At 65.1% G+C, this 13105-nt stretch carries 13 protein-coding genes; 9 read left to right on the top strand and 4 right to left on the bottom strand.

Translation table 11 applies throughout. The features are described from left to right. Positions 1-18: 18 nt before the first annotated feature. From moaA to J6525_RS01560, 3 genes are all read right to left on the bottom strand, one after another. Positions 19-1053: a GTP 3',8-cyclase MoaA gene (gene moaA, locus J6525_RS01570; protein WP_225641490.1), complete on the bottom strand. Its 1035-nt coding sequence runs from the start codon at positions 1051-1053 to the stop codon at positions 19-21. A gap of 254 nt (positions 1054-1307) precedes the next feature. Then, complete coding sequence (locus J6525_RS01565) at positions 1308-1793, bottom strand: PEGA domain-containing protein (protein WP_225641488.1); 486 nt, start codon at positions 1791-1793, stop codon at positions 1308-1310. Positions 1794-1954: 161 nt separating this feature from the next. Then, complete coding sequence (locus J6525_RS01560) at positions 1955-2635, bottom strand: HAD-IA family hydrolase (protein ID WP_225641486.1); 681 nt, start codon at positions 2633-2635, stop codon at positions 1955-1957. A gap of 75 nt (positions 2636-2710) precedes the next feature. Between J6525_RS01560 and J6525_RS01555 the strand changes: the two genes are divergently transcribed. The 6 genes from J6525_RS01555 to J6525_RS01530 all read left to right on the top strand — a co-directional run bounded on the left by J6525_RS01555 (position 2711) and on the right by J6525_RS01530 (position 7765). Next, entirely contained in the window at positions 2711-3544 is an 834-nt protein-coding gene (locus J6525_RS01555; protein WP_225641484.1) for an SDR family NAD(P)-dependent oxidoreductase, read from the top strand. A gap of 114 nt (positions 3545-3658) precedes the next feature. Next, positions 3659-4351: a ribose-5-phosphate isomerase RpiA gene (gene rpiA / locus J6525_RS01550; RefSeq protein WP_225641482.1), complete on the top strand. Its 693-nt coding sequence runs from the start codon at positions 3659-3661 to the stop codon at positions 4349-4351. 23 nt (positions 4352-4374) lie between these two features. Then, the gene (locus J6525_RS01545) at positions 4375-4908 is read left to right on the top strand and encodes a DUF2059 domain-containing protein (RefSeq protein WP_225162313.1); all 534 of its coding nucleotides are present in this window, start codon (positions 4375-4377) and stop codon (positions 4906-4908) included. Positions 4909-5285: 377 nt separating this feature from the next. Further along, on the top strand, positions 5286-6671 hold the full coding sequence (gor, locus tag J6525_RS01540) for a glutathione-disulfide reductase (protein WP_225641479.1): 1386 nt from the start codon (positions 5286-5288) through the stop codon (positions 6669-6671). 473 nt (positions 6672-7144) lie between these two features. Beyond that, positions 7145-7354 (top strand): DUF2934 domain-containing protein, encoded by a 210-nt coding sequence (locus tag J6525_RS01535; RefSeq protein ID WP_092084379.1) that lies wholly within the window; start codon positions 7145-7147, stop codon positions 7352-7354. 57 nt (positions 7355-7411) lie between these two features. Further along, positions 7412-7765 (top strand): cupin domain-containing protein, encoded by a 354-nt coding sequence (locus J6525_RS01530; RefSeq protein WP_225641477.1) that lies wholly within the window; start codon positions 7412-7414, stop codon positions 7763-7765. Between the two features lie 585 nt (positions 7766-8350). On the opposite strand, the gene J6525_RS01525 is transcribed toward J6525_RS01530, so the two are convergent. Further along, positions 8351-9277: an alpha/beta hydrolase family protein gene (locus J6525_RS01525; RefSeq protein WP_225641475.1), complete on the bottom strand. Its 927-nt coding sequence runs from the start codon at positions 9275-9277 to the stop codon at positions 8351-8353. Between the two features lie 150 nt (positions 9278-9427). Between J6525_RS01525 and J6525_RS01520 the strand changes: the two genes are divergently transcribed. The 3 genes from J6525_RS01520 (at position 9428) to J6525_RS01510 (ending at position 13104) form a co-directional block, all read left to right on the top strand. Next, entirely contained in the window at positions 9428-10816 is a 1389-nt protein-coding gene (locus J6525_RS01520) for a class II 3-deoxy-7-phosphoheptulonate synthase (protein ID WP_028334252.1), read from the top strand. Positions 10817-10849: 33 nt separating this feature from the next. Continuing rightward, on the top strand, positions 10850-11203 hold the full coding sequence (locus J6525_RS01515) for a diacylglycerol kinase (RefSeq protein WP_028334253.1): 354 nt from the start codon (positions 10850-10852) through the stop codon (positions 11201-11203). Positions 11204-11352: 149 nt separating this feature from the next. Beyond that, complete coding sequence (locus J6525_RS01510) at positions 11353-13104, top strand: NAD+ synthase (RefSeq protein WP_057017264.1); 1752 nt, start codon at positions 11353-11355, stop codon at positions 13102-13104. Position 13105 lies beyond the last annotated feature (1 nt).

Raw genomic sequence — 13105 nt, 5'->3', positions numbered from 1 at the left:
CGGGAGGGAGCTTGAAGACTAGCCGCCGGTCACGCTCATGTGGCGGCTGACGCTCGGACGGTTGTGGCGGCGGTCGATGATGAAATCGTGCCCCTTCGGCTTCAGCCCGATGGCCCGGTCGATGGCCGCCGCCAGCAAATCGTCGTCGGCGGAGGCACGCAGCGGCCGGCGCAGGTCGGAGGCGTCCTCGTGGCCGAGGCAGGTGTGCAGCGTGCCGGTGCAGGTGATCCGCACCCGGTTGCAGGATTCGCAGAAATTATGGGTCATCGGCGTGATGAAGCCGAGCTTGCCGCCGGTCTCGGCGACCCGGACGTAGCGGGCGGGGCCGCCGGTGTCGTCGGACAGATCGGTCAGCGTGTAGTGCTTCTCGAGCCGCGCGCGCAGCAAGGACAGCGGTACGTACTGATCGATCCGGCCTTCGCCGATGTCGCCCATCGGCATCACCTCGATCAAGGTGAGGCCCATGCCCTTGCCGTGCGCCCATTCCATCAGCGCCGGAATCTCGTCCTCGTTCAGGTTCTTCAGCGCGACCGCGTTGATCTTGACCGCGAGTCCCGCCGAGCGCGCCGCCTCGATGCCCGACAGCACCTTGTCGATGTCGCCCCAGCGGGTGATGGCCCGGAATTTTACGGGGTCGAGCGTGTCGAGCGAGACGTTGACGCGGCGCACGCCGCAATCGGCCAGCTCCTGGGCGAAGCGCGCCAGCTGCGAACCGTTGGTGGTCAGCGTCAATTCGTCGAGTGCGCCCGTGGTCAGATGGCGCGACAGTGAGCGCACCAGGCCCATCACGTTGCGGCGGACCAGCGGCTCGCCGCCGGTGAGGCGGATCTTGCGCACGCCCTTGGCGACGAACGCAGAGCAGAGCCGGTCGAGCTCTTCCAGCGTCAAGAGATCGGCCTTCGGCAGGAAGGTCATGTCTTCCGACATGCAGTAGAAGCAGCGCAGGTCGCAGCGGTCGGTGACGGAGACGCGCAAATAACGGATGGTCCGGCCGAACGGATCGGTCATCGGACGAAACAGCGTGTCGGAATGTGCTTGCGTGGATCCGTTCATTCAGTTCGGGCCTTGCAATCTGTTTCCTGCCTGCCGCGCCGTGATCGGCTCCGGCATCCGCAATCTATGCATGTTGGCGCGTTGTCACAATGCGTCCCAAGGGATGATCGTATGGATGATCCGCAACATGCAAAGCGATAGGCGAGGCATATCGCGCGATGCATGATCGCAATCGCGGATGTGTCTCGGCCAAATACAAAAACCGGCTTTGGGCCGGGCTCTTGTGCAGTGCAAATCCGGTGCAGCCGCCCGCGCTAGCGCGACGGAGCCGCGGCCGGCGCCGGCGCAGCCGCGCTCGGGGCGGGGAACGCGGAGTCCGGAGCGGCGGCAGGCGCCGCAGCGGCAGCCGGTTTCGGCTTCTTCTTCCGTATCGGCTTCTTCGCCGCGCGCGGCGGCGGTCCGGCCGGCTGCAACTCGGCGAACACCGGACTCGGATCCAGCGTCGTGGTGGCCGGCGTGGTGAAGTCGCCGGGAACGCGGGTCACGGTGACCGGAACCGTCGCCGGCTGGAACTTCGGCATGTTGAAGGTGACGGAGAAGTTGGTCTCCGGCGCCGGGATCGACACAGTGCAGGGCGTCTTGCAGCCCGGTCCGAGCGAGGTCACGGCATCGGCGCCCGGCGGGTTCGAATCCAGCTGCACCGGCATCGGCGGTGGCGCCGACTTGAACGAATCCAATGAGAAGGAGGAGCAGCCGGCCAGGCTCAGCCCGGCGGCCGCAATCACGATGATACGATGCATGATCCACACTCTACTGCGGCAATCAGCCACAATCCCCGGAGCGGACCATAGGTGCGTCGGAACAGAGGCGCAACAGCGGGGGCCCTGCTCGTTAAAGGATGGTTAATGGTGGAATCGCATGGCTAAATATTGCCAAGCGATATCAGTATGTTGTGGAAAGTTTATGCCGCGCTCAGGCTGGCGACGGCGTCCGGCAGATCGCGCATATGGCTGATCAGCCGGTCCGGCTTCAGCTCGGTCATCGGAACGTCGGTATAGCCAAAATCGACGCCGATCACCGGGACCTGGGCGCGCCTTGCGACCCCGACATCGGGGCCGGCATCGCCGACCATGATGGCGCGGGGCAGCCGGCCGCCAGCACGGGCCACCGTCTCGCGCAGGAACGTCGGATCGGGTTTTGCGATGCCGAAGGTATCGGCGCCGCAGATCGCGGCGAAGCGCTTGGTCAGGCCGAGCCGGTCGAGCAGCAGCTTCGACAGCCATTCCAGCTTGTTGGTGCACACCGCAAAGCGATGGCCCTTTGCCTCGAGCCGGTCGAGCGCGGCCTCGAGCCCGTCGAACGGGCGCGAGCCGTCGGCGATATGCTCGGCATAATAGTCGACGAAATCCGCGGTCAAGCGGTCGAGGTCACCGACGCTGACCGCGCGTCCTTCCACCTCGAGCCCGCGTTCCAGCAGCTTGCGCGCGCCGGCGCCGATCATGTTGCGCGCGGCCGCCAGCGGCACCGGCCGCAGGCCCTCGCGGTCGAGCACATGGTTCAGCGCGCCGATCAGATCGGGCGCGGTGTCGACCAGCGTGCCGTCGAGATCGAATACGACGATGGGGGGAGAGGCGGCGGACATGATGCTTTTGGCTATCGGGCCAGGCGCTGCGATGCAAGAGTAGATGTGGGCACGTCATGAGATAGGGAGGGTGAGATGCGGGAACTTGCCGGAAAAGCCGCTTTTGTCACCGGCGCGGCCAGCGGAATCGGACTTGCGATGGCAACCGCCTTTGCCCGCGAGGGCATGAAGGTGATGCTCGCCGACATTGAAACCGGTCCGCTGGACAAGGCCGTCGATGCGCTGCGCGCCGGCGGTGCGGATGTTCACGGCGTGGTCTGCGACGTTGCCGATCCCGTAAGCGTCGATCGCGCGGCGGAGGCGTCGTTCCGCGCCTTCGGCAAGGTCCATGTCGTCTGCAACAATGCCGGCGTCGCGGCCGGCGGCGGCATTGACCCGATCTCGGTCGACGACTGGCGCTGGGTGATCGACGTCAATCTGATGGGCGTCGTGCACGGCATCAGGAGCTCCCTGCCGCACATCCGCGGGCACGGCGAGGGTGGCCATATCGTCAATACGGCTTCGATGGCCGGGATGAATGCCGGGCTCGGCTTGAGCCCGTATTCGGCGACCAAGTTCGCCGTCGTCAGCCTGTCCGAAGGGCTCGCCATGCAGCTCAGGCCGCTCGGGATCGGCGTCAGCGTGCTCTGTCCGAGCTTTGTGCGGACCCGGATCGGCGAGAGCGGGCGCAACCGCGGCGAGCAGTACGGCCCGACCCGTCAGCTCGATCCGGCAAGCCCGATGGCCGCTGTCGTCGCCGAGATCGCGCGACGCCTGGAGGCCGGTCTCGATCCGGCGTCGGTTGCAGGGCAGGTGCTGGCCGCGATCCGCGACGACCAGTTCTACATTTTCACCCACCCCGGGATGCGGGCCGAGGTCGAACAGCGTTTTTCGGCGATTTTGGCCGCGATGGACGCCGTTTCGGCCTAAAGACTGGTCCGCTTGCCGCTATTCCTGCCTGCAAAACGACGCTAGATATGCGCCCGCCGGGCCACCCGATGGCGGCCCGTAACGGACCAACCGAGGGGCTATCGGCACGTGGACATGGACGCACTGAAACGCCAGGCGGCGGCGCGCGCGCTCGAAGAGGTACGCGACGGCATGAAGCTCGGGCTCGGCACCGGATCGACCGCGAAGCATTTCGTCGAGCTGCTCGGCCAGAAGGTCCGGTCGGGCATGAAGGTGATCGGCGTGCCGACCTCGGAAGCGACCCGCGCGGATGCGATCCGCTGCGGCGTTCCGCTGACCACGCTGGACGAGATCGACCATCTCGACCTCACCATCGACGGCGCCGACGAGATCGACCCGGCGCTCAACCTGATCAAGGGCGGCGGCGGCGCGCTGCTGCGCGAGAAGATCGTCGCGGCCGCCAGTGATCGCATGATCGTGATCGCCGACGACAGCAAATGGGTCGACGTGCTCGGCCGCTTTCCGCTGCCGGTCGAGGTGATCCCGTTCGGGCTCGCCGCAACGCAGGCCGCGATGGCGCGGGCGTTTTCAGAGGCGGGCGTGTCCGGCGAAATGCTGATCCGGAAGGGCAAGGACGGTCACGTTTTTGTCACCGATGGCGGCCACTGGATCATCGATGCCCATCTCGGCCGGATCGGCGATCCGCCGCGTCTTGCCGGTTTGCTCAGCGTGATTCCGGGCGTGGTCGAACACGGCCTGTTCATCGGGCTTGGCAGCGTCGCCGTGCTGGCCGGCGCGCAGGGAATTCGGGTTGTTGAACGGCCATGAGGCCGCAAGCAAGGAGACTTGGAATGAAGCGTTTTTCGGGACTTTTGTCGGCTGCGGCCCTGGCGGCTGGACTGGCGCTCGCACCGGCGATGGCGCAGCAGCCGCAGCTGCCCCCCATGCCCAAGGACGTCAAGCAGTCGACCCCCGCGGCGATCGGATACGCCAAGGAAATCCTGACGATGAAGAACGTCTCGGTGATGTATGCCGGCGCCGTTCCTGGAATCATCGAGAAGACCAAGACCGGCCTGCTGCAGCAGTACCTGAACTACCAGAAGGATCTCAACGAGGTCGCGCTCGTCATCGCCAAGAATCTGGCTGGCAGCGAGAAGGAAATCGGCGAGGGCATGGCGCAGCTCTACGCCGCCGAGTTCACCGAGCAGGAGCTCAAGGATCTCGTGATCTTCTACAAGACGCCGCTCGGTCAGAAGCTTTTGACCTCCGAGCCCAAGGCTATCAACGATTCGCTGCAATATATGCAGCAGTGGGCGCAGCAGTTTGGCGTGATCGTCAACGCCCAGTTCAAGGCCGAGATGAAGAAGCGCGGCAAGGATATCTAAACGACGCCTCAGCATGACGGGCGTCAAGTTGAGTGCGCCGCACTAATCTACGTCATTGCGAGCGAAGCGAAGCAATCCATTGTCCCACAAGCGGAGAGATGGATTGCTTCGTCGCTATCGCTCCTCGCAATGACGGCGGTGAAAGACTAGTGTGCTGAATGCGAAGTTCGTGCGATTTCGCGGCAGCCACTTTCACGAACTTCGCATTCATAAAGCACACTAGAATCATAAGTTTGCTAGTGTCCTTATCGAATCCGAAGTTCGCTCCGAAGGTGCGGCAAATGATGCGAACTTCGGATTCGGGACACTAGATGCCCTCAAGATGAGGGAAAGCAGTTGATCAAGCCGAATTCCGGCGATTAGAGCTGAGATTTACCATGGCCGAGTTTGACGTTGACCTGTTTGTCATCGGTGGTGGTTCGGGCGGCGTTCGTGCCGCCCGCATCGCCGCGGGTTACGGCGCGAAGGTCATGGTCGCCGAAGAGTACCGGATGGGCGGCACCTGCGTGATCCGCGGCTGCGTGCCGAAGAAGCTGTTCGTGATCGGCAGCCACGTCCACGACGAGATCGAGGACGCGGCCGGCTTCGGCTGGAGCATCGGGCAGGTCTCGTTCGACTGGGCGACGCTGGTCGCCAACAAGGACAAGGAGATCGCCCGGCTCGAGGGCGCCTACACCACCAACGTCGAGAAGTCGGGCGCACGGATCGCGAAGACCCGCGCGGTGCTGGAGGATGCCCACACCATCAGACTCGCCACCGGCGAGAAGGTGACGGCGAAGTACATCCTGATCGCGACCGGCGGCGCGCCCAATCACGGGCCGATCGTGCCCGGCATCGAGCACGTGATCTCCTCCAACGAGGCGTTTCACCTCAAGGAGCTGCCGAAGCGGATCGTGATCCAGGGTGGCGGCTACATCGCGCTGGAATTCGCCGGCATCTTCGCCGGCTTCGGCTCCGACGTCACGGTGATCTATCGCGGCGACAACATCCTGCGCGGCTTCGACGAGGATGTGCGCAAGCATGTCCGCGCCGAAATGGAGAAGCGCGGCATCACCATCATCACCGGCTGCACGGTGGCGAAGATCGAGAAGCACGGCCGTGACTTCACCACGCACCTGTCGAGCGGCTCGAGCATCGCCTCCGACCAGGTGATGTTCGCGATCGGCCGGCATCCCAATGTCGCCAATCTCGGGCTGGAGACCGCCGGCGTCGCCATCAATCCGGCCAATGGCGGCATCCAGGTCGACGGCTGGTCGAAGACCTCGGTCGACAACATCTACGCGGTTGGCGACGTCACCCACCGCACCAATCTGACGCCGGTTGCGATCCGCGAGGGCCATGCCTTCGCCGACACGGTGTTCGGTAAGCGCGCGGTCGAGGTCGACCACGCCACGATCCCGACCGCCGTGTTCTCGCAGCCGGAGGTGGGCACCGTCGGACTCACGGAAGAGGAGGCGCGGGCGCAGTTCAGCCGCGTCGACGTCTACAAGACCGATTTCCGCCCGATCAAGGCGACGATGTCCGGCCGCGACACCCGCGTGCTGATGAAGCTCGTGGTCGACGGGGCGAGCGACCGCGTGCTCGGCTGCCACATCGTCGGCGATGGCGCCGCCGAAATCACCCAAGCCGTCGCGATCGCCGTGAAGATGAAGGCGACCAAGGCCGATTTCGACGCCACCATCGCGCTGCATCCGACCGCCTCCGAAGAGCTGGTGACGATGCGCACCCCGACCGCGCGCCACGTGCGCCAGGCGGCGGAGTAGCGGTAGCCCGCAGGCCGGCGCTGCCGTCCTGGTGCTCTCCTGGCGATGGGGAACGGGGAATGAGCCCTGCCTGACAGCCCAACGCCGCCCGCTTAAAATACATGCGGACGGCGCTGTCTCTAGCCCCAGGAAGGTTGGCAAAATCCTGATGAGTTTTTGTCTGCGGAAGCGGGGCAAAGGTTTCATACCTCAGAAGGGGTAGCGCGCCTCCGCAAGACCGGCGCCGACGGCCGCGCTTCGTGCCCGGGAATTAGGGCACCCTTGTTGACATGCACATCCACCCGGGACTTTTCCTCAGGGCCGCTTCGCGCGCTCAAATCGAACGCGGTTTCCGGCGAATGGTCTGCGCAACGGCGCTTGTGCACAGGCGACGCGCCATCGGCGCGCGGCCGTCTCGCGCACCCTGGAACCTTGCGCTATGCTGTCCGTTCCACTCTCAAACAGTTTGATGTCTCAAATTGAGGGAGCCGCGCATGAGAGGCCCAACCGAGCAGGAGATCCGGACCCGCGCCTACGAATTATGGAAGGACGCCGGCGAGCCGCCGGGCAAGATGGATCAGCTCTGGTATCAGGCCGAAAAGGAACTGCTGGCGCGGCGGGCCACCAACGGCGAAGCGCCTTGCGACATCAATAGGCACAATGGGCCGAGTGCGTATCCGGAGAGGCTAAGGGGCGTGCATTGAGTGCGTCGCACGGCTGAGCTAACGAGTCCGGCAGGCTGGCCCGGACCCGGAGGCATCATGAGCGGCGCGATCGATCTTTCGCAGAAACTGTCGACATTCTCCGACCACTGGTCGCCGCGCACCGTGGCGCAATTCAATGCCTGCGACGTCATGGTGGTGAAGGTGCAGGGCGAGTTCGTCTGGCACAAGCATGACGACACCGACGACTTCTTCCTCGTCCTGAAAGGCATCCTCGACATCGAGCTGCGCGATCGGACCGTCACGCTGAAGCCAGGTCAGATGTACATCGTGCCGAAGGGCGTCGAGCATCGGCCTGTCGCAAGGGAAGAGGTGCATCTGCTGCTGATCGAACCGACCGGGACGCCGAACACGGGTGACGCGGCGACGGCTGCGCCGCGGAAGGTGGTGTGAGACTGGTAGGATGGGTGGAGCGAAGCGATACCCATCATCTTGACCGCGAATCCGAGTTGAAGAGCAAAGCTCGCGCGATTCATGTCGCGAGAATGCGAATGTATGACTCACCGGCAGCGCAATACATGCGGTGTCGTCCCTGCTTTCACAGGGACCCATAGCCGCCGACGTCAGTTGGCTTGCTGCGCTGGAGCCACAACCCGTTTCAACAACAAAGCCCTGTGGTTATGGGTCCCTGCTTTCGCAGGGACGACGTGTGGAAAGAGCAGCAAGCTCTCATTCTCTTTGGTGTCATCCCCCGCGCATGCGGACGATCCAGTACGCCGCGGCCTCTCGGTTCAAGCACCAGCGTCTCTGGAATACCGGATCGCCGGTCGAGGCGGACGATGACAGCGAGATGAGCTACGCATCAGGTGCATCGTATCGTGCGAGAACCATCCTCATCGTCGTCCTGGCGCAGGCCAGGACCCATTACCCCAAATCTCAATTGTTGCGCGGCGCCGGAACGACGAGTCCCGACGACAACAAAGGCCGCGGCGTATGGGTCCCTTGCTTTCGCAGGGACGACGCCGGAGAGTGCTGCGCTTACCCCTCCGCCTCAATCCACTCCGCGGCGCCGCGCCACAGCGCATCGCGGTGTTCGCTGCGGAAGAAGCCGAGATGGCCGATCGCTTTTGCGCCGGCGTCGGCGGGACGGATCGAGATGATCTCCGGCGTGATCGACGTGAAGGCGGAGCACAGCAATTCGACGGCCGGCCGCGTCGCCCAGGTATCGTCGGTCATGACAAGCGCGCGGAGCTTGCCCTTGAACTTCGGAAAATTGTCGCGCGCCGTCAGCGTGGCATCATCGAGCAGATAGCGCTCCCGCATCACCCAGTTCCGCCATTGCTCGAACGCGCCCCTCGGCAGGTCCATGCCGAGGCCGGCCCAGGCGGGGAGGTAGCCGAGCGTGCGCGCCAGCGGCAGGCCGACGCCGTTCATGAAGGCGACGACGCGGTAGCGCTCGGGCAAGGCCATCAGCTTCCAATAGGCAGCCTGCGAGGCGATCAGGAGCGCGCGCGGGATCTCGGCATTGTTGGCCAGCAGCCCGAGCGCCTGGCCGCCGAAGGAGTGGCCGACATAGGCGAAGGGGAGGTTGCGGTAGCGCTCGCGCATCCAGCTCACCGCCGCGGTGGCGTCGAGCGCGGCCCAGTCGGCCATCGTGGCCTTGAAGCCGGCCAACGATTTCGGCTTGTTGAGGCCGGTCGCCGCCATCGGCCGGCTATCGCCGGTGCCGCGGTAGTCGTAGGTCAGCACCGCCGCGCCGCGGCGGGCGAGGTAGCCGGCAAAGCCGCGATAGACCTTGCGGGGCACGGCGGTCGCCGAATTGATCAGGACCGCGTGGCGCCGGGTGCCGCGCGGCAGGAACAGCGTCGCGGCAAGCGGATAGCCATCTGCGGCCGGCACGACGATGTCGTCGCTAAAAACGTCGTCCAGCGCGGCGGAGGCCACGGCGATTTCCCCGGCATTCATGCTATGCTCTACCAAATGCGAATTCGGATTTCCCTGCAAGGGCTTGACCAGATTGCAGGAATCCTTCTAGCGGGAAAGCGGGGGCCTGTGTATAAGCCGGGCTTTCCTCATGCCGTGATAAGTCGCGGTTTTTGCTCAGGAGTTGACCTCATGTCCGAGCGGTGGACACCCGATAGCTGGCGCGCCAAGAAGGTGCTGCAGGTGCCCGATTATCCCGATGCCAAGGCATTGGCCGATGTCGAGGCCCAGCTGGCGACCTTTCCGCCGCTGGTGTTCGCGGGCGAGGCGCGCAGCCTGAAGAAGGCGCTCGGGCGGGTCGCCGCCGGCGAGGCCTTCCTGCTGCAGGGCGGCGACTGCGCCGAGAGCTTTGCCGAGCACGGCGCCAACAACATCCGCGACTTCTTCCGCGTCCTGCTGCAGATGGCGGTCGTGCTGACCTATGCCGGCGCGCTGCCGGTGGTGAAGGTCGGCCGCATCGCCGGCCAGTTCGCCAAGCCGCGCTCGTCGCCGACCGAGAAGCAGGGCGACGTCGAGCTGCCGAGCTATCGCGGCGACATCGTCAACGACATCGCCTTCACCCCGGAAGCGCGCATTCCCGATCCGCAGCGTCAGCTGATGGCTTATCGGCAATCCGCCGCGACGCTGAACCTGTTGCGCGCGTTCGCCACCGGCGGCTTCGCCAATCTCGGCAGCGTGCATCAGTGGATGCTCGGCTTCCTGAAGGATTCGCCACAGTCACGCCGTTACAAGGAGCTGGCCGACCGCATCTCGGATGCGCTGAACTTCATGCGCGCCTGCGGCCTCGACCTCGAGAGCCATCCCGAGCTGCGCGCCACCGATTTCTACACCAGCCACGAGGCGCTGCTGCTCGGCTACGAGCAGGCGATGACGCGGGTCGATTCCACCACTGGCGACTGGTACGCGACTTCCGGCCACATGATCTGGATCGGCGACCGCACCCGTCAGCTCGATCACGGCCATGTCGAATATTTCCGCGGCATCAAGAATCCGATCGGCCTGAAATGCGGCCCGTCGCTGAAGCCGGACGAGCTGTTGAAGTTGATCGATATCCTCAATCCCGACGATGAGCCGGGGCGCCTGACCCTGATCAACCGTTTCGGCGCCGACAAGGTCGGCGACCATCTGCCCGGCCTGATCCGCGCCGTGCAGCGGGAAGGGCGCAAAGTGGTGTGGTCGTGCGATCCGATGCACGGCAACACCATCACCTCGACCTCGGGCTACAAGACGCGGCCGTTCGACCGCGTGCTGTCGGAAGTGCGGTCGTTCTTCCAGATCCACGCTGCTGAAGGCACCCATGCCGGCGGCGTGCACCTGGAGATGACCGGACAGGACGTCACCGAATGCATCGGCGGCGCGCGCGCCATCACCGATGAGGACCTCAACGACCGCTACCACACGGTCTGCGATCCCCGTCTCAATGCCGAACAGTCGATCGACATGGCCTTCCTGATCGCCGAGCTCCTGAAGCAGGAGCGCGCCGGCAAGGTCAAACCGATGCCGGCCGCTGCGGGGTTGTGATTTGGGGGCAGGCAGTGACTTGGGGGCAGTGACTTGCTGAGGTTCTGGCGAGCCACCATCAACTCGCGCAACGGGCTGGCATTCGCCATTCGCTCGGAGCAGGCGATTCGCGAGGAGGTGGTGGCGCTGGCGTTGTCGCTGCCGCTGGCCTGGCTGGTCGGCGCCACCGTGATGCGCCGGGTCGAATTGGTCGCGACCGTGGTGCTGGTGCTCGTCATCGAGCTGCTCAACACCGCGATCGAGAAACTCGCCGATCGCCTGACCATGGATCACGATCCGCAAATCGGGCGGGTCAAGGACATGGGCTCGGCCGCGGTCGGCGTCGCGCTCGTCATGGCCGGCCTGTTCTGGCTGTTCGCCCTCGCCGAACGCATGGGCGCGTTCTGATTCCCGAGCATGATCCGGAAAAGTGGGAACCGGTTTTCCGATCAGATCATGCTCAAAAGAAGCTCCCGCCGGTCATGGTGCGATTTCTGCAATCGCACCATGACCGGAAGGTGATTGAAGTTTGCTGTTGTGCAGGACAACTTAAGCGTATGAGCGAACAACAGATCAAGATTACCCTGGCGCAACTCAATCCGACGGTCGGTGACGTCACCGGCAACGCCGCGAGGGCGCGCGCCGCGCGCGAGAAAGCCAAGGCCGACGGCGCCGACCTCGTGGTGCTGTCGGAACTGTTCATCGCCGGCTACCCGCCGGAGGATCTGGTGCTCAAGCCGGCGTTCCAGTCGGCCTGCCGCGCCGCGATCGAGGAACTGGCGCGCGAGACCAGGGATGGTGGCCCAGCGATGCTGATCGGCACGCCGTGGGTCGAGGACGGCAAGCTCTACAATGCCTGCGCGCTGCTCGACGGCGGCCGCATCGCCGCGCTGCGCTTCAAGGCCAATCTGCCGAATTACGGCGTGTTCGACGAGAAGCGGCTGTTCGCGCGCGGCCCGGCGCCGGGCCCGGTGACGGTGCGCGGCGTGCGTATCGGCGTGCCGATCTGCGAGGACATCTGGCTCGAGGAGTCCGAAGAATACGAGAACGTCGTCGAATGTCTCGCCGAGACCGGCGCCGAGATTCTCGTGGTGCCGAACGGCTCGCCCTATGCCCGCGACAAGGCCGACCTCAGGCTGTCGATCGTCGTCGCGCGCGTCACTGAGAGCGGGCTGCCGCTGGTCTATCTCAACGAGGTCGGCGGCCAGGACGAGCTGATCTTCGACGGCGCCTCGTTCGCGCTGAATGCCGATCTTTCCGTCGCGGCGCAGCTTCCGGCGTTCGAGGAGAACATCACGACGCTGACCTGGCGCAAGACCGCCGACGGCTGGCGCTGCAACGGGCCGATCACGGCGCAGCTCGAGGGCGACAAGGCCGATTACGCGGCCTGCGTGCTCGGTCTGCGCGACTATGTCCGCAAGAACGGTTTTCCCGGCGTGCTGCTCGGCGTCTCCGGCGGCATCGACTCGGCGCTGTGCGCGGCGATCGCGGTCGATGCGCTCGGCGCCGACAAGGTGCGTGGCGTGATGCTGCCGTTCCGCTACACCGCGCAGGTGTCGCTCGACGATGCCGCCAAGCTCGCCGCGGCGCTCGGCATCCGCTACGAGATCCTGCCGATCGCCGATGCCGTGAACGGCTTCGAGACGATTCTGGCGCCGGTGTTCAAGGGGCTGGACCGCGACATCACCGAGGAGAATTTGCAGGCGCGCGCCCGCGGCACGCTGTTGATGGCGATCTCCAACAAGACCGGCGCCATGGTGGTGACCACCGGCAACAAGTCGGAGATGTCGGTCGGCTACGCCACGCTGTACGGCGACATGAACGGCGGCTTCAATCCGATCAAGGACATCTACAAGACCGAGGTGTTTCGCCTGTCGAGCCTGCGCAATGGCTGGAAGCCGGACGGCGCGCTCGGGCCGTCAGGCGAGGTGATCCCGGTCAACATCATCATCCGGCCGCCGACCGCGGAGCTGCGCGAGAACCAGACCGACCAGGATTCGCTGCCGCCCTACGACGTGCTGGACGCGATCCTCGAGCGGCTGGTGGAGCGCGAGGAGCCGCTGGCGACCATCATCGAAGCCGGCTTCGACCGAGACGTGGTGGCCCGGGTCGATCGCCTGCTCAACATCGCCGAATACAAGCGGCGGCAGGCGGCGCCGGGGGTGAAGGTGACGCGGAAGAACTTCGGCCGCGACCGCCGCTATCCCATCACCAACCGCTTCCGCGATTTCGGCAAGGCGCTGCCGGCGCCCGACGAGACGCTGGTGGCGCGCACCTCGCGCGCGTCGGCGGAAGCGTTCGAGGGCTGAA

Origin of the sequence: Bradyrhizobium australafricanum, assembly GCF_020329495.1 — a bacterium.
GTDB lineage: Bacteria > Pseudomonadota > Alphaproteobacteria > Rhizobiales > Xanthobacteraceae > Bradyrhizobium > Bradyrhizobium australafricanum.
This window is presented reverse-complemented; position numbering and strand designations above follow the sequence as displayed.